At 70.1% G+C, this 19,367-nt stretch carries 16 protein-coding genes; 3 read left to right on the top strand and 13 right to left on the bottom strand.

Annotation, left to right across the window (positions count from 1 at the left end; genetic code table 11):
• From J2851_RS16975 to J2851_RS16945, 7 genes are all read right to left on the bottom strand, one after another.
• On the bottom strand, window positions 1-978 hold the full coding sequence (locus J2851_RS16975; RefSeq protein ID WP_209767573.1) for a branched-chain amino acid ABC transporter permease: 978 nt from the start codon (window positions 976-978) through the stop codon (window positions 1-3).
• Window positions 975-1,838, bottom strand: a complete 864-nt coding sequence (locus J2851_RS16970) for a branched-chain amino acid ABC transporter permease (protein WP_209767572.1) — start codon at window positions 1,836-1,838, stop codon at window positions 975-977. Before J2851_RS16970 ends, J2851_RS16975 begins: the two co-directional genes overlap by 4 nt.
• A gap of 45 nt (window positions 1,839-1,883) precedes the next feature.
• Window positions 1,884-2,654 carry a GntR family transcriptional regulator gene (locus tag J2851_RS16965; RefSeq protein ID WP_209767571.1) on the bottom strand — a complete coding sequence of 257 codons (771 nt, stop codon included), beginning with the start codon at window positions 2,652-2,654 and terminating at the stop codon, window positions 1,884-1,886.
• Between the two features lie 145 nt (window positions 2,655-2,799).
• Complete coding sequence (locus J2851_RS16960; RefSeq protein WP_246500726.1) at window positions 2,800-4,035, bottom strand: CaiB/BaiF CoA transferase family protein; 1,236 nt, start codon at window positions 4,033-4,035, stop codon at window positions 2,800-2,802.
• A 20-nt stretch (window positions 4,036-4,055) separates the two neighbouring features.
• A complete protein-coding gene (locus J2851_RS16955; protein ID WP_209767570.1) occupies window positions 4,056-4,940 on the bottom strand; it encodes an HpcH/HpaI aldolase/citrate lyase family protein in 885 nt (294 codons plus the stop codon).
• Window positions 4,937-6,193, bottom strand: a complete 1,257-nt coding sequence (locus J2851_RS16950) for a CaiB/BaiF CoA transferase family protein (RefSeq protein WP_209767569.1) — start codon at window positions 6,191-6,193, stop codon at window positions 4,937-4,939. The genes J2851_RS16955 and J2851_RS16950 overlap by 4 nt, the downstream gene beginning before the upstream one ends.
• A 286-nt stretch (window positions 6,194-6,479) precedes the next feature.
• Window positions 6,480-7,154 carry an HAD family hydrolase gene (locus tag J2851_RS16945; RefSeq protein WP_209767568.1) on the bottom strand — a complete coding sequence of 225 codons (675 nt, stop codon included), beginning with the start codon at window positions 7,152-7,154 and terminating at the stop codon, window positions 6,480-6,482.
• A gap of 192 nt (window positions 7,155-7,346) precedes the next feature.
• Here J2851_RS16945 and J2851_RS16940 point away from each other — a divergent pair, with 192 nt between their 5' ends.
• Together J2851_RS16940 and J2851_RS16935 are read left to right on the top strand one after the other, a co-directional pair.
• Window positions 7,347-8,174 carry a hypothetical protein gene (locus tag J2851_RS16940; protein ID WP_209767567.1) on the top strand — a complete coding sequence of 276 codons (828 nt, stop codon included), beginning with the start codon at window positions 7,347-7,349 and terminating at the stop codon, window positions 8,172-8,174.
• A gap of 423 nt (window positions 8,175-8,597) precedes the next feature.
• Window positions 8,598-9,269, top strand: a complete 672-nt coding sequence (locus tag J2851_RS16935) for a response regulator (RefSeq protein ID WP_209767566.1) — start codon at window positions 8,598-8,600, stop codon at window positions 9,267-9,269.
• Here the strand turns inward: J2851_RS16935 and J2851_RS16930 are convergent.
• The 3 genes from J2851_RS16930 to J2851_RS16920 form a co-directional block, all read right to left on the bottom strand.
• Window positions 9,214-12,717, bottom strand: a complete 3,504-nt coding sequence (locus J2851_RS16930; RefSeq protein WP_209767565.1) for a PAS domain-containing hybrid sensor histidine kinase/response regulator — start codon at window positions 12,715-12,717, stop codon at window positions 9,214-9,216. The genes J2851_RS16935 and J2851_RS16930 overlap by 56 nt on opposite strands.
• 255 nt (window positions 12,718-12,972) lie before the next feature.
• A complete protein-coding gene (locus J2851_RS16925) occupies window positions 12,973-14,688 on the bottom strand; it encodes an MFS transporter (RefSeq protein ID WP_209767564.1) in 1,716 nt (571 codons plus the stop codon).
• 138 nt (window positions 14,689-14,826) lie between these two features.
• Complete coding sequence (locus J2851_RS16920; RefSeq protein ID WP_209767563.1) at window positions 14,827-15,675, bottom strand: GNAT family N-acetyltransferase; 849 nt, start codon at window positions 15,673-15,675, stop codon at window positions 14,827-14,829.
• Between the two features lie 199 nt (window positions 15,676-15,874).
• On the opposite strand from J2851_RS16920, the gene J2851_RS16915 reads away from it, so the two are divergent.
• The gene (locus J2851_RS16915; protein WP_209767562.1) at window positions 15,875-16,990 is read left to right on the top strand and encodes an FAD binding domain-containing protein; all 1,116 of its coding nucleotides are present in this window, start codon (window positions 15,875-15,877) and stop codon (window positions 16,988-16,990) included.
• A gap of 7 nt (window positions 16,991-16,997) precedes the next feature.
• Here the strand turns inward: J2851_RS16915 and J2851_RS16910 are convergent, their stop codons facing one another.
• The 3 genes from J2851_RS16910 to J2851_RS16900 all read right to left on the bottom strand — a co-directional run bounded on the left by J2851_RS16910 (window position 16,998) and on the right by J2851_RS16900 (window position 19,057).
• Window positions 16,998-17,564, bottom strand: a complete 567-nt coding sequence (locus J2851_RS16910) for a cytochrome b (protein ID WP_209767561.1) — start codon at window positions 17,562-17,564, stop codon at window positions 16,998-17,000.
• Window positions 17,561-18,676: a catalase family peroxidase gene (locus J2851_RS16905; RefSeq protein WP_209767560.1), complete on the bottom strand. Its 1,116-nt coding sequence runs from the start codon at window positions 18,674-18,676 to the stop codon at window positions 17,561-17,563. Before J2851_RS16905 ends, J2851_RS16910 begins: the two co-directional genes overlap by 4 nt.
• A gap of 96 nt (window positions 18,677-18,772) precedes the next feature.
• Window positions 18,773-19,057, bottom strand: coding sequence for a hypothetical protein (locus tag J2851_RS16900; protein ID WP_209767559.1), 285 nt, complete (start codon window positions 19,055-19,057; stop codon window positions 18,773-18,775).
• Window positions 19,058-19,367 lie beyond the last annotated feature (310 nt).

The raw sequence follows: 19,367 nt of genomic DNA, 5'->3' as shown, positions 1-19,367 counted from the left end.
TCAGTGGGCCTCCTTGGGGCTGCGGCTGGGCGCCGGGCGGCTGGCGAGGCGACGCAGGCTGCTGCGCGCCGCCGGCACCCACCACCAGGCGCGGCGCATCGCGAAGCTGACGATGCCGCGCGGCATGAAGAGGACGACGGCCAGGATCACCGCCCCGACCAGCGCCAGGTAGATCTCCGGGAAGCGGGACCACAGAAGCTCGTTCACCACCGACATGACCACCGCGCCGACCAGCGGGCCGAAGGTCGTGCCCATGCCGCCCAGCAGAACCATGGCGATGGTGGTCAGCTCGGTCATCGGCGCGAAGGCCGTGGCCGGGTCGATGAAGCTGAGGTAGGTGGCGTAGAGGGAGCCCACCGCGGCCGGCGCGATGGCCGACGCGACGAAGGTGCCGATCTTCAGCCGGGTGGTCCGGATGCCCAGCGCGTCCGCGGCCGTCTCGTCCTCGCGGATCGCCAGCAGCTGGATGCCGAGGCGTGAGTTGTCCAGCTTCCAGGTCAGTACCACCATGCCGAAGGCGATGGCCCACAGGACGAAGTAGAGGGGCTTCAGGTCGGTCACCGGCGTCAGGTAGAGGCCGGTTCCGCCCTGGGTGATGCCGTCGAAGCCGAGCGCGAAGGACTCGCACACCCGCGCCATGCCGAACATGCCGATGGCGAAGAAGGGCCCCTTCACCCGCAGCATGGCCCCGCCGAGCGGCAGCGCCAGCAAGGCCCCGCTGAGCCCGGCGGCGCCGGCGGCGAGCAGCCAGTGGAAGCCGGCGTCCATCATCAGGGCGCCGGTGTAGGCGCCGACGCCGAAGAAGGCGACCTGCCCGAAGTGGGTGTAGCCCGCGTAGCCGCCGATCAGGTTCCAGGAATAGGCCAGCGCCACGAAGACGAACAGCTGCACCGTGAAGGACAGGGCGTATTCGCTGCCGACGAAGGGGATGACCGCGGCGAGCGCCGCCGACACCACGATGATGACCAGGGACTTCATGCCCGTACCCCCATGCCCAGCAGTCCGCGCGGGCGGACGAGGAGGACGACCAGCATGACCAGGAACAGCATCGCCGACCCGATCACCTGCCCGAACCAGTAGCCGCCGAAGACCTCCAGCACGCCCAGCAGCAGGGCCGCCGCCATGGCGCCGGGGTAGCTTCCCATGCCGCCGACGATGATCACCGCGAAGGCCTTGATGCCGAAGCGCGCGCCCAGCTGCGGGTCGGAGGCGAAGGTCGGCGCCAGCAGCACCCCGGCCAGCCCGGCCATTGCCGCCCCCAGCGCGAAGGTGACGTTGCGCACCGCGTCGATGGAGATGCCGTTGATCACCGCCAGCTCCGGCGCCTGCGAGACGGAGCGGATGGCCCGCCCGAAGCGCGTGCTTTGCAGGAACCACCAGACCAGCAGCGTCACCGCCATGGCGACCAGGAAGGAGACCAGCCGCGACAGGGCGACGTCCAGCCCCAGCAGGTGCACCGACCCGCCGAGCACGCCCGGCAGTCCGCGGTAGCCGCCGCCCCAGATCAGGATCGACAGGTTCACCAGGATGGTCGACAGGGCGAAGGTGGCGAGCAGCGACATGATCATCGGCCCGTCGGCCAGCCGCCGCAGCACCAGCACCTGCATGGCGAGGCCCAGCGCCGCGGTCAGCAGCGGGACCACGACGATGGCGACGTAGAAGGGCAGATGCAGGCCGGTGACGATCGACACGGTGGTCAGCGCGCCGACCGCCAGCAGGTCGCCGTGCGCGAAGTTGATGATGCGCATCACCCCGAAGACGAGGTTCAGGCCGCAGGCCATCAGGGCGTACAGGCCCCCCAGGAGAATCCCGGCGATGAGCAGTTCGAAGACAGGCATCTCCGCACCTCGTGTGATGAAGGGGGCTTGCCTAAAGGGCGTTCGCTAGGGCGCGGTGCCATCCGGCAGCGCCGCAACGATGGCGGTGAAGGCCGGCGGGATCTCCATGCCGTAGCGGCGGAAGCCGCTGCGCAGGATCACGCCGCGGAAGGTCCGCTCCGCGACGTCGGGGTCGCGCGACGCCAGGGCGGCCAGCATCAGTTCGTGATTGTTGATGACGCGCGGGACGGCGCGCTCGTGGTCCGGATGGCTCAGCAGGAACAGCCAGACCAGGCTGCTGATGGAGCGCCAGGCGCCGAGCAGGTATTCGTTGCCGGCCAGGATGCACAGCCGCTCGTGGAAGCCCCAGTCCAGGTTCCGGTAGGCCATGGCGTCGCCGGACTTGCCGACCCGCTCCATCTCGCGGGTGCGGGCCTCCAGGTCGGCCAGCATCGCGTCGGTCAGGGTGGAGGCGACGATGCGGGCGGCGAAGCCTTCCAGGTTCGCCCGCATCATGATGACCTGCACCGCGTTTTCGTTCGAGAGCGAGGTCACGAAGGTGCCGCGGTTGCGCCAGGATTCCACCAGCCCCCGCGCGCCCAGCGTCTTCAGCGCCTCGCGCAGCGGCGCCCGGCTGACGCCGAGCCGTTTTGCCAGCGCCACCTCGACGATGCGGTCGCCGGGCTTCAGCTCGCCGCTGCGGATCGCCTGGATGATGCGCTCCGCCACGATGTCCGGCAGGGAGCGCTGCTCCGGCAGCCGCCAGGATTCGCCGTCGTCCTCCACCGTGTCGGGATCGAGTTCCCAGCGCCGCGCCGTGTTGTCGGAATCGTACATGTCGCCCTCACCAGTGTTCCCCGAGGTGTCCCCTCTCCCCTCTGGGGAGAGGGTTAGGGTGAGGGGGTTGCGCTGTTGCTGGGCGCTGCAAGGTGGCGGGGCCCCCTCACCCTCCCCTCTCCCCGGAGGGGAGAGGGTTTTTTCTTTAAATCACCCCCGCCGCCGCCAAGGCCGCCAGCCGCTCCTCGGACAGCCCGAGCAGGCCGCGCAGCACCTCGTCGTTGTGGGCGCCGAGCGGGGGGCCCAGGCTGTCGATGCGGCCGGGGGTTTCGGTCAGGCGCGGGACGACGTTGGGGATGGCCAGCTCGCCGATCCGCTCGTCCTTGACGAAGGCGATGTTCTGCCGGGCCTTGTACTGCGGATCCTCGAAGATCTCGTCGATGGCGTAGACCGCCCCGCAGGGGACCTGGAACTCCTCGCAAACGGCGAGCGCCTCGTCGCGCGTGTGCCGAGCGGTCCAGGCGCCGACATGGGCGTCGACGGCGGCGCGGTCACGTTCCCGGTTCTTCAGCGGGCCCCAGCGGTCGGGGCCGGCCAGTTCGGGCTCGCCCATCGCCTCGGCGAGGCGGGCAAAGATCTTGTCGTTGGTGCAGGCGATGGCGATCCAGCGGCCGTCCTTGGTGGGATAGTGGCTGTGCGGCACGACGTTGACGGTGCCCGGCCCCATCCGTTCCCGCACATAGCCCTTCATGTGAAAGGCCGGCGCCAGTTCGTCCAGGATGCGGAAGATCGGCTCGTAGAGGCCGATGTCGATCACCTGCCCCTTGCCGGTGAGGTCGCGCGCCCGCAGCGCCAGCAAGGCGCCGAGCGCGCCGTAGATGCCGGCCATGTAGTCGGGGATCGTCGCGGAGCCGGGCGTGACCGGCGGGCGGTCCGGGTATCCGGCCAGGAAGGACAGGCCGCCAAAGGCGTTGCCGATCCGCCCGAAGCCGGGGCGCCCGCTGTAGGGACCGGTCTGCCCATAGCCGGAAATGCGCACCATGATCAGCCGGTCGTTGACCGCGCGCAGATCCTCCCAGCCCAGGCCCCATTTCTCCAGCGTGCCAGGCTGGAAATTCTCCACCAGCACGTCGGCGCCGCGCACCAGCTCCTTCAGCAGGTCCGCCCCCTCCGGCTTGCGCAGGTCGAGGGTGACCGACTTCTTGTTTCGGCATTCCGACAGCCAGGGCAGGCTGTCGCCGCATTCTGTGATGGAGCCGAAGCGGCGCAGCGCGTCGCCCACCTTCGGCAGCTCGATCTTGATCACCTCCGCGCCGAACTCGGCCAGCTGGGTCGAGCAGAAGGGGCCGGCGAGGAAGCTCGACACGTCGATCACGCGCAGGCCGTCCAGCGGCCGCGTCCCCCCGTTGCCGGTGTTGCCCGTTTCCATGCCCGTGTCCATGGTCTTCTCCCCGTGAAGTCTCACAGCCGCGCCGTCCGGCGCGCGTCGATGGCGTCCAGCGTCGAAAGCACCCGCTGCGCCTGGTAGAGGATCGGGTAATCGACGAACTGCCCGTCGATCTGGAAGGAGGAGGAGCCCTTGGCCTCAGCCTCCGCGAAGGCGTCGATCACCCGCCGGGCCTTGCGCACCTCCGCGTCGGTCGGGGTGAAGGCGTCGTTCACCGCCGGCACCTGGTCCGGGTGGATGCACAGCTTGCCCTGGAAGCCGAGGGTGCGGGCGCGGACCGACGAGTCCCGGAAGCCGTCCGCGTCCTTCAGGTCGATCCACACCGTGTCGATAGGCGGCTCCAGCCCCGCCGCGCGGGAGGCGAGCACGATGGCGCTGCGGTGGTGCAGCAGTTCCAGCTCGTCCCGCGTCCAGGTCAGCCCCATGTCGAGCGTGAAGTCGCCGGCCCCGAAGGCGAAGCGGCGGACCCGCGTGCCGGACCGGGCGATGGCGTCGAGCGCGCTGAACCCGGCGCCGCTTTCCAGGATCGGGATGATGTCGGTGCTGCCGACCGGCAGCCCGCGTTCCCGTTCCAGCTGGCCGACCAGCCAGTCGGCCGTCCGCAGGTCGTCCGGCCGCTCCACCTTGGGCAGGACGATGCCGTCCACCCCGGCCTGCACGACGGCGCGCAGATCCTCGTAGGCGAAGTCGGTGCTGAGCGCGTTGACGCGGACATAGCCCAGGCAGGGGCGCAGGCGTCGCAGCGCCTCCACGACCACCGGCCGGGTCGCCGCCTTCTCGGCCACCGCGCAGGCGTCCTCCAGGTCGAGGATCACCGCGTCGGCGCCGAGCGTGAAGGCCTTCTCCACCCGCCGGGGGTGGTTGCCCGGCGCGAACAGCAGGGAGCGCAGCACCGTCATGCCTGTCCTCCGTTTGCAACCTTGTCTTCCGCGGGTTCCAGCCGGATGCCGGCCGCGCGCAGCCGTTCCGCGTCGATGCCCAGCCGGCCCACGAGGACCTCGCGGTTGTGTTCCCCCATGCGCGGGCCGGTGGAGCGGATCGCCCCCGGCGTGCGGGAGAATTTGCCGACCACGTTCTGCATGCGCAGCGGGCCGCCCAGCTCCGCATCCTCCAGCGCCACGATGTTCTGGCGCGCGGCCATATGCTCGTCCCGGAAGATCGCGGCGATGTCGTTGACCGGGGCGACCGTCGCCTGGTGGTGCAGGAAGCGTTCCTGAAGGTCGGAGAAGTCGAAGCGCCCGATGGCCTTTTGCAGCTCGACGTCCAGGGCGGCGGCGTTCTTCAGCCGCTCCCGGTTCTCGGCGAAGCGCGGGTCCTGCACCAGCTCCGGCGCCTCCAGGGCGGCGCAGATGCGCTCGAAGGTCGATTGCGCGCTGCCGGCCATGGACACCCATTTGCCGTCGCGCGTCCGGTAGGTGTTGCGCGGCGCGGTGAAGGGCAGCCGGCTGCCGGCGCGCTGCTGCACGATGCCCAGCTGGTCGTAGTCCACGACCTGGGGGCCGAGCAGGGTCAGCAGGGTCTCGTAGATCGCCAAATCCACGACTTGGCCCCGGCCCGTCCGCCGCTGTTCGTGCAGCGCGACCATGGTGAGGTAGGCGGCCATCAGGCCTGTGGTGGAGTCCGCCAGCCCGAAGGCCGGCAGCAGCGGCGGGCCGTCGGGGTGGCCGCTGATGTGGGCGTAGCCGGCGTAGGCCTCCGCCAGCGTGCCGAAGCCCGGCCGGCGGCTGTTCGGGCCGGTCTGGCCGAAGCCGGAGACGCGGACCAGGATCAGGCCGGGATTCTCCGCGCTGAGCGTCTCGTAATCGAGGCCCCAGCGTTCCAGCGTGCCGGGACGGTAATTCTCAACCACGACATCGACGTCGCGGGCGAGCCGCTTGACGATCTCCACCCCCAGCGGGGTGCGCAGGTCGGCGGTCACCGACCGCTTGCCGCGGTTGACGACCTTGTAGTAGAGGCCGACGCCGTCCTTGTCGTGGCCCCAATAACGGATTTCGTCCCCGCGCCCCGGCTGCTCGATCTTGACGACGTCGGCGCCGAAGTCGGCGAGGAACATCGAGCACAGCGGCGCTGCCAGGAAATTCGAGATATCGAGGACCCGTACGTCAGCAAGCGCGGGTTTCGGCACCGGTCCGGTGTCCGACACATCCGACATGGACATTCCTCCCCCAGAGGGCGGCCCCAAACAACGGGATGGTTCTTTTTTGGCGTTCAGGGTGGCCGCGCGGTCTTTTTGCGCTGAACGGCGACGGCGTTTTGCGCGTCGCCAGCCCGATCCGTGGCCGATCCGCAGTCAATCGTTCGTGGGCTTCTGTTCGACTGTCTGCTGTCGACAGTATGATTGTTTGGCGAACAAACAAAATGCGCAGCGGGGTTAGCCCGTTCGGGGGCGGGCCGGCGCCGCGACGCTCATGCTGTTCGGAGTTGTGGGATGCGGCCGGTCAGAGGCGGCCGCCGACCTCGTCAAGGTGCCGGAGCATGTCGGCCGGATCCTCGTACACGCGGTAGGCGCCGGCGCGTTCCAGCTCCCCAGCGCCATAGCCGCCGCACAGGAGGCCGACGCCGAGCGCACGGCAGCGCTGCGCGGCCAGCATGTCCCAGATGCTGTCGCCCACCACCATGGCCGTCTCGATGCGCACGCCGATCCGCGCGGCGGCGGCGAGGAACAGGTCGGGGTCGGGCTTGGCATATTTCACCAGGTCGCGCGTCACGACCGGCACCGTGTCCGGATCGACGCCCAGCGCCCGGATGTTGTGCGCGGCGGTGTCCATGTGCGCGCTGGTGGCGATGGCCCACTTGATGCCGGACCCGGTCAGGGTATCCAGCAGCTCGCGCGCGCCCGGCAGGGGCCGGATCGTGTCGGCGTGCCGCTTGTAGGCGTCGGCGTGGAGGCGGCGCAGGCGGTCGATCCGCTCGGGGCTGATCGGCTCGCCGGTTTCGCGCAGCAGCTGGTTGGTGAACAGGCCGCCGCTCATCCCGATCTTGCGGTGGATTCGCCAGGTGGACAGCTCGATCCCCTCCTCCCGGAGGGCTTCCTGCCACGCCATGACGTGCTGATAGACGGTGTCGACGAGGGTGCCGTCCAAATCGAAGAGAAAGGCTGGCTCGATCCGCATGTCGCTCTCCCCTATCGCAAGTGCACAAACGGTATCACGGGCGGGGCTTGGGTCAATGCCGCAGCCCGGATTCAATCGTGGGGAGAGGTTTCGGCCGCCATTCGCCTTGACGCAGCAAGATTTCAAATGCGCTTATTTATCGGTCATCTCCGTTCGTGACGATCCAATCGGGAGTGGGTGCCGGTGCGCGACGTGCGACGTGTTCTTTTGTGCCTTGTGGTCGCCGTCCTTGCGGCCGCCTGCGGCCCGGTCATCGAGACGCGCTACGCCTACACGCCGCCGCCCGGCAGCGGGGGCATGGCCTGCATCCAGCAGTGCGAGGCCGGCCGGTTCCAGTGCGTGCGCGAGGCGCGCTATTCCCAGGATTCGTGCAAGGCCGACGCCCACCGCCGGGCCGAACACGCCTATCACCATTACCTGAGCACGCTGCGGCGCGGGGAGAAGCCGAAACACAGCCTGTCCTATTTCGACAATTCCTACGCCTGCCAGAACGTCGAGTCGCAGTGCAAGGTCGACTACAACGATTGCTACGCCGCCTGCGGCGGGCAGGTGGTCGCGCAGCCGATCTGCACCTCGGGCTGCGAGCAGCTGAAGCCGCCGATGCCGCCCGGCACCCCGGTGGGTCCGGCGCTGGTCAACGGCAGCCCGGTGCGGATGCAACCCATGCGCACCGCGGAAACCGCACCCCGTTCGGGCAAGATGGCGCGGGAGGCCGACCCGTCGGCGGGCATGGCGCGCCTCGCCCAGCGCTACGCGGTCAGCGGCACGAACGGCGAGGACATCACCTATGAAGGCACCGTCACGCTGCGCCCGAACGGCGACCGTTTCCAGGTCCGCTGGGACATCGACGACGTGGTCTACAACGGGGTCGGGACGCTGGTCGGCAACCGTCTGGTCATCGAGGGCCGCCACGACGGCGAGCCGTTCCGCTACGACCTGCGCATTGCCTCCGACGGCAGCCTGTCGGGCGACTGGACCGGCGACGAGGGCGAAGGAACGGAGGATTGGGAGCCGTCGTGAAACCCGGCCCTGGGATTTCGATTCCGTTCACACACAAAACTGCTTGATGACCGAACAATTTGGTGGTATACGGTATTCGTGTTGTGAGCGAACCTTTCAGAGTGCAACCCTCAAGCCGCCTTCGGGCGGCTTTTTCTTTCGCATCTGGCCGTTTAACCCTCTCCCCTCTGGGGAGAGGGCAGGGTGAGGGGGTCCCGCCATCTTGGGACGTCCGGCACAAGCGCAACCCCCTCACCCTAACCCTCTCCCCAGAGGGGAGAGGGAAATTTAAGGGCGCTTTCGCGCTTCCGATAACCCTCCGCGGGAATGGGAGAATTCTTCCTATTGTTGAAACAATCCCCGAACTGCTTCATCGTGCGATAAAAGATACGACCCACTGCAAGGGTCGGACATAGGGCTGGGGACTGGGGAGAGAGGGCCGTCATGCCGTTGACCATTCTCGTTGCCGACGACCATCCCCTGATGCGTTCGGCGTTGCGGCAAACCATCACCCTCGGCTTCGACGACGCCGTGGTGATCGAAGCGGCCCGCTTCGACCAGATCGAGCCTCTGCTGGTCGAATCGGACGTGGTCGACCTGATCGTGCTGGACCTCCACATGCCGGGGATGAGCGGCTTCATCGGCCTGATGACGCTGCGCGCCGACCATGCGGGGATCCCGGTGCTGGTCGTCTCCGCCTCGGAAGAGCCGGCGACCATCCAGCGGGCCATCGACTGCGGCGCGTCCGGCTTCGTGCCGAAGTCGGCCCCCAACGCGGCCATCGCGGAGGCGGTGCAGGCGGTCCTGGACGGCGAGATCTGGATGCCGCCGGTGGCGGACGTGCCGGAGGACGGCGCCCCGCCGGTTCAGCGCATCGCCAGCCTGACCCCGAAGGAACTGCGCGTCCTGGCCGGGATCGCCGTGGGAAAGCTGAACAAGCAGATCGCCTTCGAGCTGGACGTGACCGAAAAGACGGTCAAGGCCCACGTCACGACCATCCTGCGCAAGCTGGGCGTCCACAGCCGCACCCAGGCGGCCGTCCTCGCCAGCCAGCTCGCCCTCACGACTCCGCCGACGGAGCCGGAAGTTTCGGAGCGCCCGACCGGCCCTGCATGAGGAGCTGGTTGACCAGGGCACGCAGAGCCCCCGGCCGCACCGGCTTGTGAAGCAGCGGGAAGCCGGCGGCCTTCGCGGATTCGCGCAGGCCGGCGCCGCGGTCGGCGGTGATCAGGGCCGCCGGCACCGGCCGCCCGAAGGCCGCGTGCAGGGACTCCAGCGCCTCCAGCCCGGTCCGGCCGCGGCCGAGATGGTAGTCGGACAGGATCAGGTCGGGCATTTCCCCCTCCAGCGCCGCCAGCGCCTGCTCCACGGTGGGGGCGGTGACGACCCGGCAGGACCAGCCGGTCAGCAGTGTGTCCATGGCCTGGGCGATGGCCGGCTCGTTCTCCACGCACAGCACCAGCGCGCCGTCGAAGCTGCGGCGGCTGCGCGGCGCCGGCGCCGGGCGCTCCGCCGGGGCGTCCGCGGCGAGCGGCACCAGGACGGAGAAGCCGCTTCCCCGCCCGACCTCCGACCGGACGGCGATGCCGTGGCCGAGGATGCCGGCCAGCCGCTCCACAATGGCGAGCCCGAGGCCCAGGCCGCGCCCGGCCGCACCCTCCGCGGCTCCCTCGTCCAGCTGGCGGAACTCCACGAAGATTTCCCGCTGCTTGTCCTGCGGGATGCCGGGGCCGGTGTCCCACACCTCGATGGACAGGCAAGCGCCGCGGCGGCGGCAGCCGAACAGGATCCGGCCGCGCGTGGTGTAGCGCACGGCGTTGGACAGGAAGTTCTGCAGGATGCGCCGCAGCAGGTGCGGGTCGCTGAACACCGCGGCGTCGCTGCGCACCGCCCGCAGCGTGAGGCCGTGCTGGCCGGCGAGCACGGTGAACTCCTGGATCAGCGGCTCCATCAGGTCGCCGATGCGAATGGGCGAGGGGTTGGGGCGCATGACGCCGCTGTCCAGCTTCGACACCTCCAGCAGGTCGCCCAGGATGTGCTCCACCGAGCGCAGGGAGGTGTCGATCTGCCCGATGGTCGCGTTCTCCGCCGGGTCGCCCAGCGCCGCCAGGAACAGGCGGGCGGCGTGCAGGGGCTGCATCAGGTCGTGGCCGGCGGCGGCCAGGAAGCGGGTCTTGCCCTGGTTGGCGCGCTCCGCCTCCGTCTTCGCCTCGGCCAGCGCGCGGGTGCGCTCGGCGATCTTGCGCTCCAGCCCCTCGTTGGCTTCGCGGAGTGCCGCGGCGGCGCGGTGCTGCTCCGTCACGTCGGTGTAGACGGCGACGAAGCCGCCGCCGGGCATGGGGTTGGTGGCGATCTCCAGCACCGTGCCGTCCGGGCGTTCGCGCAGGTAGACGTCCGGGCGCCCCTGCCGCCGCGGGTCGGAGCGGCGGGCGAGCAGGGTCTCGATCTCGCCGTTGCGGCCGTATTCGCCGCGCTGCTCGTTGAAGCGGACGATCTCCTCCAGCGTGGTGCCGACCTGGACGAAGCCGTCGGGCAGGTCGAGCAGCACCTCGAACCGCCGGTTCCAGGTCGCCACCCGGAACTCCTCGTCGAAGACGCCGATGCCCTGGCTGATGTTCTCCACGGTGGCGCGCAGAAGCTCGTGCTGCTTCAGGATCGCGCGGGAGGCGTCGTCGATGATGGAGCGCACGTCGGTGCGCGACAGGTGCCGGTCGGACAGCAGGCCGGCCACCACCACCCGCGCCGAGGCGGTGCCCACGGCGCCGGCCAGCAGCCGTTCGGTCGCCTGGATCGCGCTGCCGGTCCCCTCCCGCCCGGCGGCCAGGCGCTGGAAGACGGCGTCGGCCTTGGCCTGGCCGACGTAGCGGGCGGCGAGGTCGTGCAGGTCGGCCAGCGTGGCGGCCTTCGGACCGTGGGTTTCCGCCTCCGGCCCGCGGCGCAGCTGGACGAAGCGGGCGGCCTGACGCACCTCCAGCGGCGACGGGCTGGTCAGCAGGGACAGGCCGACGAAGACCAGCAGGTTGGGGCCGAGGCTCCACAGCACGGCGTTGGTCAGCGGGTCGATGCCGGTCAGGCCCGCCAGCGCCACGGGGCTGAGCGCCGACAGGCCGAAGGGCCCGGCGCGCAAGGCCTCCGCCGCCAGCCAGCCGGCCTCGGCGAAGGAGGGCAGCAGCATGGTGTAGGCCCAGCCGAGGAATCCCGCGCCGATGCCGCCGAAGGCGCCGGCCTTGGTCGCCCGCGTCCAGACCAGCCCGCCCAGCAGGGCCGGGGCGAACTGCGCCACCGCGGTGAAGGACATCAGCCCGATGGTCGCCAGCGGAAAGGCCGAGCCGATCAGGCGGTAGCAGCCGTAGGCAAGCACCAGAACGGCGATCACCGCCGACCGCCGCACCGCCAGCAGCACCGGCGCCGGATTCTCGCGCAGGCGCCGGTCGTGGGGGCGCAGTGCCATCAGCAGCGGCACGGCGATGTCGTTGCAGATCATGGTGCTGAGCGCCACCATCTCCACCAGGATCATGCTGGTGGCCGCCGACAGCCCGCCGATGAAGGCGATCAGCGCCAGCCAGGGCCAGCCCTCTTGCCGGGGGATGGAGACCATGAAGGTGTCGGCGTTGCTGCCGGCCGGGAACAGCATCAGCCCGGCCAGCGCCACCGGCAGCACGAACAGGTTGATGACGATCAGGTAGGCCGGGAACAGCCGCGCCGCGGTGCGGATGTCGCCCGCATGCGTGTTCTCCACCACCGCGACGTGGAACTGGCGCGGCAGGCACAGCATGGCGAGCGCCGACAGCAGGCAGGCCACCCACCAGTCCGTCCCCAGGGAGCCGAGGCTGACCGTCTCCAGGAATCCGGGATGGGCGGCCACCGCCGCCACGAAGCCGGCGGGGTCGCCGAAGACGGCGAAGGCGATGAAGCCCCCGACCGCCAGGGAGGCGGCCAGCTTCACCACCGATTCCGCCGCGATGGCCGTCATCAGGCCGCGGTGATGCTCGTTCGCGCTGATGTTGCGCACGCCGAACAGGATGGCGAAGGCCGCCATCAGGAAGGCGACCATCAGCGTCGTCCCGCCGGGCAGCCGCGCGGTTTCCGCCCCGAGTGCTGCGCCGGATGCGCCGCCAGCCAGCGCCTCGAAGCTGATGGTGATGGCCTTCATCTGCAAGGCGATGTAGGGCAGCAGCCCGATCACCGCGGTGGCGGTGACCAGCGCCGCCAGCCCCTGGCTCTTGCCGTAGCGGGCGGCCAGGAAGTCGGAGATGGAGACGACGTTCTCCGCCTTCGCCAGCCGGACGATGCGGGCCAGCACCGGCCAGCCGAGCCCGATCATGACGATGGGGCCGATGTAGATCGGCAGGAAATAGAACCCCCCGGTCGCCGCCCGCCCGACCGCGCCGTAGAAGGTCCAGGAGGTGCAGTAGACGCCGAGGCTGAGCGCGTAGAGGAGCGGGGTGCGCCGGTCACCGGGCGATTCCGCCGGCGTTTCGGCCTTGCGGTCACTGTACCAGGCGATGGCGAACAGCGAGGCCAGGTAGACCAGCGACACCGCCAGAATGAACCAACTCTCCATGAAAGCGTCCGCGCTTGGCTCGTTAACCCTCTCCCCTCTGGCCTTTCGCGCAAGCGAAGCTTGCGCTGTCGGCGACAGGCGGCCGTTGGCCGCCGAGAGCGGGAGAGGGGAGGGTGAGGGGGTCTCGCATTTTTGGCACGTACGGCAAAAGCGCAACCCCCTCACCCTAACCCTCTCCCCAGGGGGGAGAGGGAACAGCGAAGCCCCCCTCCCTTGCGGGGAGAGGGGCTGGGTAAAGGTGAAGCGCCGACTGCGTCAGTCGTGGTGGTGGATGTCCAGGTCCTTGGTTTCGCGGACGAACAGCAGGCCGATCAGCAGGGTCGCCGCGGCGATGACGATCGGGTACCAGAGGCCGGAGTAGATGTCGCCGGTGGCCGCCACGATGGCGAAGGAGGTCGTCGGCAGGAAGCCGCCGAACCAGCCGTTGCCGATGTGGTAGGGCAGCGACATGGAGGTGTAGCGGATGCGGGTCGGGAACATCTCCACCAGCATGGCGGCGATGGGGGCGTAGACCAGCGTCACGTAGATCACCAGCACCGTCAGCAGCAGCACCGTCATGGTGTAGTTGATGGCGGCCGGGTCGGCCTTGGCCGGGTAGCCGGCGGTCTTCAGGGCGTCGCCCAGGCCCTTGTCGAAGACGGCGCCGGCAGCCTTGGCGTCGGTCGGGGCGGCGGCGGTGGACGGGCCGTGGCCGATGTTGACCGCCGTGTTCGCCGCCGGGGTGGCGGTGTAGGACGGGATGGCCGTGCTGCCGACCTTCACCTGGGCGACCGTGCCGGCGGGCGCCGTCTCGTTCCGGTAGGGGATGCCGCGCTTCACCAGCGCGCTCTTGGCGATGTCGCAGGAGGTGGTGAACTGGCTGGTGCCGACCGGGTTGAACTGGAAGGAGCACTCGCTCGGGTCGGCGACGACCACCACCGGGGAGGTGGCGACGGCCTGCTCCAGCGCCGGGTTGGCGAAGTGGGTGATGCCCTTGAAGATCGGGAAGTAGGTGACGCAGGCCAGCAGCAGGCCGGCCATGATGATCGGCTTGCGGCCGATGCGGTCGGACAGCGATCCGAAGATGACGAAGAAGGGCGTGCCGAGCAGGAGCGCGCCGGCGATCATCAGGTTCGCCGCCTGGGCGTCGACCTTCAGCGTCTGCGTCAGGAAGAACAGCGCGTAGAACTGGCCGGTGTACCAGACCACCGCCTGGCCGGCGACGAGGCCGAACAGGGCCAGCAGCACGACCTTCAGGTTCTTCCACTCGCCGAAGGACTCGGTCAGCGGCGCCTTGGAGGTCTTGCCCTCTTCCTTCATGCGCTTGAAGGCCGGGCTTTCGTTGAGCATCAGCCGGATCCAGACCGAGATGCCCAGCAGGAGGATCGAGATCAGGAACGGAATGCGCCAGCCCCAGGCGTCGAAATCCTCGGACGACATGGACAGGCGGCAGCCCAGGATGACCAGCAGCGACAGGAACAGGCCGAGCGTCGCGGTGGTCTGGATCCAGGAGGTGTAGGCGCCGCGGCGCCCGTTCGGCGCGTGCTCCGCCACGTAGGTGGCCGCACCGCCGTACTCGCCGCCCAGCGCCAGGCCCTGGAGGAGGCGCAGGACGATCAGGATGATCGGGGCCGCGATGCCGATGCTGGCGTAGGTCGGCAGGATGCCCACGATAAAGGTGGACAGGCCCATGATCAGGATGGTGACGAGGAAGGTGTGCTTGCGCCCGATCAGGTCGCCCAGCCGGCCGAAGAACAGCGCGCCGAAGGGGCGCACGGCGAAGCCCGCGGCGAAGGCCATCAGCGCGAAGATGAAGGCCGCCGTCGGGTTGACGCCGGAGAAGAACTGCTTGGCGATCACGGCGCTGAGCGAGCCGTAGAGGTAGAAGTCGTACCATTCGAACACGGTGCCGAGCGAGGACGCGAAGATGACCTTCCGTTCCTCCCCGGTGATGCTTCGGCTGGCGGATCCCGCCGCTGCTGCGTAGGCCATGTCTCTTGTGCCCTCCCATTCCCCAACGGGAGCCGCAACTCCCGCCTATTGTTTGTAGTTGGATAGTGAGACAGGCAAACCGTCCGCGTCACCCCCGACCATGGTCGGGGGTCGCGTTATGACCGGGGGTTGTGGGTGTCAGCCCAGCTCGAAGGTCGTGATGCCGAACACGCGTTCCAGCGCGACCGGGCGGACCGGCCGTGTATACATGCGCGCCGTCTCGAAGACCGGGCGGAGGCCGCGCGCCTCGGCCAGGGCGACGGCGGCGGCGTTGGGTTCGGGCACGTCGAGGAACAGAAGGCCGCCCCCGGACGCCGCGGCGAGCGCGTCGAACAGGCTGTCGGCGGCGGCGCGGTCGTCGGCGAACAGCGGGCCGATCTTCGTCCCCTCGCGGCAAGGCCGGGCGACGCCGTAGCCGGCGAGGCGGCCGTCGCGCAGCACGCCCAGGGCGTGGTGGCCGGGCGCCGTGGTCCAGGCGCGCAGGAAGGCCGGACGTTCCGCCGGGAAACACGCGGAGTCGTAGGCGGCCAGGGCGTCGAACCCCAGGGAGGCGAGCGGGACGACGCTTCCATCGACGCGGCCCAGCGCCTCCACCGTCCCGCCGTAGCGGACGTTGCGGTGGGCCAGGGTGAAGCCGGACTTGCGGTAGTTGTCCTGCTGCGCGACCACGCCGTCGAGCCCGATCGGGCGCTCGCCGCCGTGCGCCAGCCCGGCCCGCCACGTCGCCATCCCGTAGCCCCGCCCGCGGCGGTCGGGCCGGACGATGTAGCAGCCGAGGAACGCGAACGCCGACCCGTAGGTGACGACGGAGATGGCGGACACCGGGACCCCGTCCGCCACGCCCACGAAGAAGCCCTGGGGGTCCTGCGCCCGGAAGCAGGCCGCGTCCTGCCGGCCGGGGTTCCAGCCCTCCGCCGCCGCCCAGTCGAGGATCAGCGCGACCTCCTCCGGCCCCGCCACCCGCACCGTCAGGTCGCTGTCCGCCATAACGCCCTCCCCTGCCCGCCGTTGCAGACCAGGATACCGGGTGCCGCGGGCGCGGTGAAGCGCGCGACGACCTCCGGAGGCGGCATTCTCCGGCAAGGATGTCCGGATCCGACAAGACCCGGCGGTCCCGGATCCCGTAAGCCGGCCTCCTTGTCGAGCCCGACCGGGCCGGCACCCCTGGAATAGGGAGACCACAGCGATGAATCCATTGCGCGTGCGGATCGTCGGCGGTTCGGTCGGCGGCCTTTTCGCCGCGGCCCTGCTGCGGCAGCAGGGGCACGACGTCCGCCTCTACGAGCGTTCCACCGGCGGGCTGGCCGGGCGCGGCGCCGGGCTGGTGGGGCAGCGCGACCTGTTCGACCTGCTGCGCGCGGTCGGCTGCGAACGCGTCGCGCAGGTCGGCGTGGTCGCCTGGGAGCGCATCTTCCTGAACCGCGCCGGCGGCATCGACCACCGGCAGAAGACTCCGCAAACCCAGATTTCCTGGGACCACCTCTACCGCACCATGCGCGGCAAGGTGGCGGACGCGGAGTATGAGCTGGGCCGCGCCGTCCGCGCGGTGGAGCAGGACGAAGGCTCCGCCCGCCTGCTGTTCGAGGACGGCGCGGTGGAGGAGGCGGACCTCGTCATCGGGGCCGACGGGCTGGGCTCCGTCGTGCGCACCGCCGTGGTTGGAGATCGGTCGGCCAACCGCTACGCCGGCTACGTCGCCTGGCGGGGCCTCGTCCCGGAGGGGGAGCTGCCGGAAGCTGCGGCCATGCTGCTGGAGCGCTTCGCCTTCTACGACATGCCGCGCTCGCACGCGCTGGGCTATCTGGTGGCCGGCCCGGGGGCGGAGACGGAGGCGGGCGCCCGCCGCTACAACTGGGTCTGGTACCGGCCGATCGCGGAAGCGGACCTCCCGGCGGTGCTGACCGACGCGGAGGGGCGGCGCCATCCCTTCTCCCTCGCGCCCGGACAGATGCCGCGGGATGTCGCGGAGCGGCTTCGGCGGGACGCGGCGGACCAGTTGCCCCCGCCCTTCGCGGCGGCGGTGGCGGCGGAGCCGCGGCCCTTCCTCCAGGCCATCTTCGATTACGAAGCGCCGGAGATGGCGCTGGGCCGCGTGGCGTTGCTGGGCGACGCCGCTTTCGTGGTTCGGCCACACACCGCGATGGGTGTGGCCAAGGCGGCGGGCGACGCCATGACTCTGCACCGGCAGCTGACGCGGCACGACCGCGTTCCCGACGCCCTCCAGGCCTACAACCGCGAGCGCCACCCCGCGGGCGCCGCCGTGGCCGCCTACGGGCGCCGGCTGGGCGCCACGCTGGAATGAGGGTGGTCTACCGGGCTCCGGGTTCAGCCTGGCGGGATGCGGCGGCCTTGAGCGAGGCCATGCTCTCGAACACCCCGTCGCGGAAGACCAGGGCGTGGGCCAGCGCGGCGCCGAGATGGGCGAGGAAGGTCGCGAACAGCAGGAGCGCCAGGATTTCGTGCGCCATGTGCAGGGCGGTGTAGAGCGCAGCCCCCTGCGGCAGGATCGGCGGCAGGTGGATGGCCCCGTAGAGCACGATCGGGTAGCCGCCCGCGGACAGCGCCCCCCAGCCGGCGAGCGGCACTGCAAACATCAGCGCGTAGAGGGCGACGTGGGACAGGTGCGCCATCGCCTTCATGGGCGAGGGCATGTCCCGCGGCAGCGGCGGCGGCGGGTTGAGTTGGCGGTTCAGCAGCCGCAGCGCAGCGAGCACGAGGATCGCGGCGCCCAGCGGGCGGTGCACCGACAGCAGCCAGTGGTACCAGTCCGGCGACGTGACCATGCCCACGCCGATGAACAGCATCGCCAGGATCATCACCGCCATCAGCCAGTGGAGAAGGCGCGAGACGGCCGGGAACAAGGTCGTGCTGGTCATGGGCGGGCACCCCCGGCGTTGGCGGACAGCTGAATGGCGCTCGGCGATTTCGGCTCACCCGCGCGCCGGGTGAAGGATTCGGAATAGGCGGCGGATCGCACGCTGAGCAGCGGGTCGTCCGAGGGCTGAATGCCGTCGGGCAGGAGCAGTGGGTCGAAGTTGACGTCCCGGCAATCCCCCTCAGCTTCGTCCTGCACGCTCTTCACCGTCAGGATGCCGACGTCCAACCGCTCGCGGTTGGCCGGCCAGGGAACGGTGGCGTCGGCGGTCGGATCGCCCGGCTGCCCGACGGTCACCAGCAGGTGCCAGCGCACCGGGCCGCGCTCCACCCGGGTTTCCAGGGCGTCGAACAGGCGGTTCGGGTCGGCGTTGCCGGCGCTGGCCGGCTGGGGGGCCTGGGGCGGCTCGTCGGCCACCATGCTCCAGCGGACGGGCGTGGAGGCGCCGGACGCCGCGACGAAGCGGAAGGCGTTCAGGCTGTTGTAGCTCGCGTCGGCAAAACCGGCGGTGGGCGCCTGCGCCTTGATCAGCGCCAGGGCGCGGCCGGCCTCAGTATGGGCGGCGAGGAAGGCCGACATCCGGGCGGGGTCGGGCTTGCCGGTGGCGGGGTCGGGTTTCGACGCGGCCAGCTGGTCGTAGAAGCCCGCCGCGTCGCGCACCGGGAAGACCGGGATGTTGTTCATGCCCGTGCGCCAGATCTCGCCGTCGGCCAGCGCGAAGTTGACCGCCATGCTGCGCACGGTCGCCGCCATGTCCGCCTGGTAGGGCTGGCCGCCCGCCAGGGCGAAGCGCCCGAACACCGGGGTGCGCTCGGCCCGGAACACGGCCGCCTTGGACAGGCGCTCCCCTTCCCCGTTGCCGTCGAACCAGCCGGCGAAGCACAGCCCCTTGGCGTGGTTGCGCCGGAAGCCGGGATGCTGGCCGTTGACCTGCTCGAAACGGTCGATGATGCGGCCCTGCGACAGGCGTTGCGGCGCGATCCACCCGCCGGCGTAGGCGAAGGCTCCCGCCGTCCCGGCCACGGCGGCCACGACGATGCCGAGGTTGAGCCAAGACGTCTGGCGCAGGGCGCCCAGGCCGTAGCGCGCGGAATCCGGTGTCTGCGCTGGCATGTCGTCTCCTTCATGTATGGTCGGGAGTTGGCTCAGGCGGGTCCGCCGTTCCGGATGGAGGCCGGATGGAGCGGCGGACCCAGCCCTGCGGCCGGTTCAATAAGGCAGGCTCGCCTGCCCGATCGCAAAGTCCAGGTAGGAGAGCGCCTGCTTGTCCCGGCCCTGCTGGTGCAGCCATTCGGCCGTGTGCAGGTTGATGTCCACCCGCTCGCGGCGGCGGGATCCCAGGAGGTAGTTGTCCGCCAGCTCCTGGTGCAGCTTCGCGATGCCCTGCTGGTAGGCGTCCGATCCGTCGGATGAGGCGGCGGCAAAGGACGGGGCGGCGGACAGCAGCAGGCCGAAGGACAGCAGGCTAGCGGCGGCAACGGTCTTGATCGTCATGACACACTCCATTTTTCAAAGGGGGATCGCCACGATGGCGATCCCGTGTTTCCCATCGGCGATGGGGGAATTCCGGTGATGAGGAAATTTCCAAAGTGGAAAATGCCGACGCAGGTGTTTGGGAGGCCCTTTTCAGATTCCCGCTTTCACGTATTGGCGCTGACTTTGGCCATTTTCTCCCTCTCCCCTCTGGGGAGAGGGTCGGGGTGAGGGGGTTGAGGGGGGACCGGACAGCTCTGCATCCGCCGGAGGGGGGCCCCCCCCCACCCCCCACCCCCCCCCGGGGGGGGGGGGGGTGGGGGCCCCGGGC

Source organism: Azospirillum rugosum, assembly GCF_017876155.1.
Taxonomy (GTDB): Bacteria; Pseudomonadota; Alphaproteobacteria; order Azospirillales; family Azospirillaceae; genus Azospirillum; species Azospirillum rugosum.
The sequence above is the reverse complement of the archived record's forward strand: the minus strand, read 5'-3'. Positions and strand labels throughout refer to the sequence as shown.

Bases quoted from the DNA above. Each gene is read 5' to 3' on its own strand.
- J2851_RS16965 (WP_209767571.1), bottom strand. From the start codon at position 2,654: ATGTACGATTCCGACAACACGGCGCGGCGCTGGGAACTCGATCCCGAC.
- J2851_RS16920 (WP_209767563.1), bottom strand. From the start codon at position 15,675: ATGGCGGACAGCGACCTGACGGTGCGGGTGGCGGGGCCGGAGGAGGTC.
- J2851_RS16900 (WP_209767559.1), bottom strand. From the start codon at position 19,057: ATGACGATCAAGACCGTTGCCGCCGCTAGCCTGCTGTCCTTCGGCCTG.
- J2851_RS16915 (WP_209767562.1), top strand. From the start codon at position 15,875: ATGAATCCATTGCGCGTGCGGATCGTCGGCGGTTCGGTCGGCGGCCTT.
- J2851_RS16945 (WP_209767568.1), bottom strand. From the start codon at position 7,154: ATGCGGATCGAGCCAGCCTTTCTCTTCGATTTGGACGGCACCCTCGTC.
- J2851_RS16910 (WP_209767561.1), bottom strand. From the start codon at position 17,564: ATGACCAGCACGACCTTGTTCCCGGCCGTCTCGCGCCTTCTCCACTGG.
- J2851_RS16925 (WP_209767564.1), bottom strand. From the start codon at position 14,688: ATGGCCTACGCAGCAGCGGCGGGATCCGCCAGCCGAAGCATCACCGGG.
- J2851_RS16950 (WP_209767569.1), bottom strand. From the start codon at position 6,193: ATGTCGGATGTGTCGGACACCGGACCGGTGCCGAAACCCGCGCTTGCT.
- J2851_RS16905 (WP_209767560.1), bottom strand. From the start codon at position 18,676: ATGCCAGCGCAGACACCGGATTCCGCGCGCTACGGCCTGGGCGCCCTG.
- J2851_RS16935 (WP_209767566.1), top strand. From the start codon at position 8,598: ATGCCGTTGACCATTCTCGTTGCCGACGACCATCCCCTGATGCGTTCG.
- J2851_RS16960 (WP_246500726.1), bottom strand. From the start codon at position 4,035: ATGGACACGGGCATGGAAACGGGCAACACCGGCAACGGGGGGACGCGG.
- J2851_RS16930 (WP_209767565.1), bottom strand. From the start codon at position 12,717: ATGGAGAGTTGGTTCATTCTGGCGGTGTCGCTGGTCTACCTGGCCTCG.
- J2851_RS16970 (WP_209767572.1), bottom strand. From the start codon at position 1,838: ATGCCTGTCTTCGAACTGCTCATCGCCGGGATTCTCCTGGGGGGCCTG.
- J2851_RS16975 (WP_209767573.1), bottom strand. From the start codon at position 978: ATGAAGTCCCTGGTCATCATCGTGGTGTCGGCGGCGCTCGCCGCGGTC.
- J2851_RS16955 (WP_209767570.1), bottom strand. From the start codon at position 4,940: ATGACGGTGCTGCGCTCCCTGCTGTTCGCGCCGGGCAACCACCCCCGG.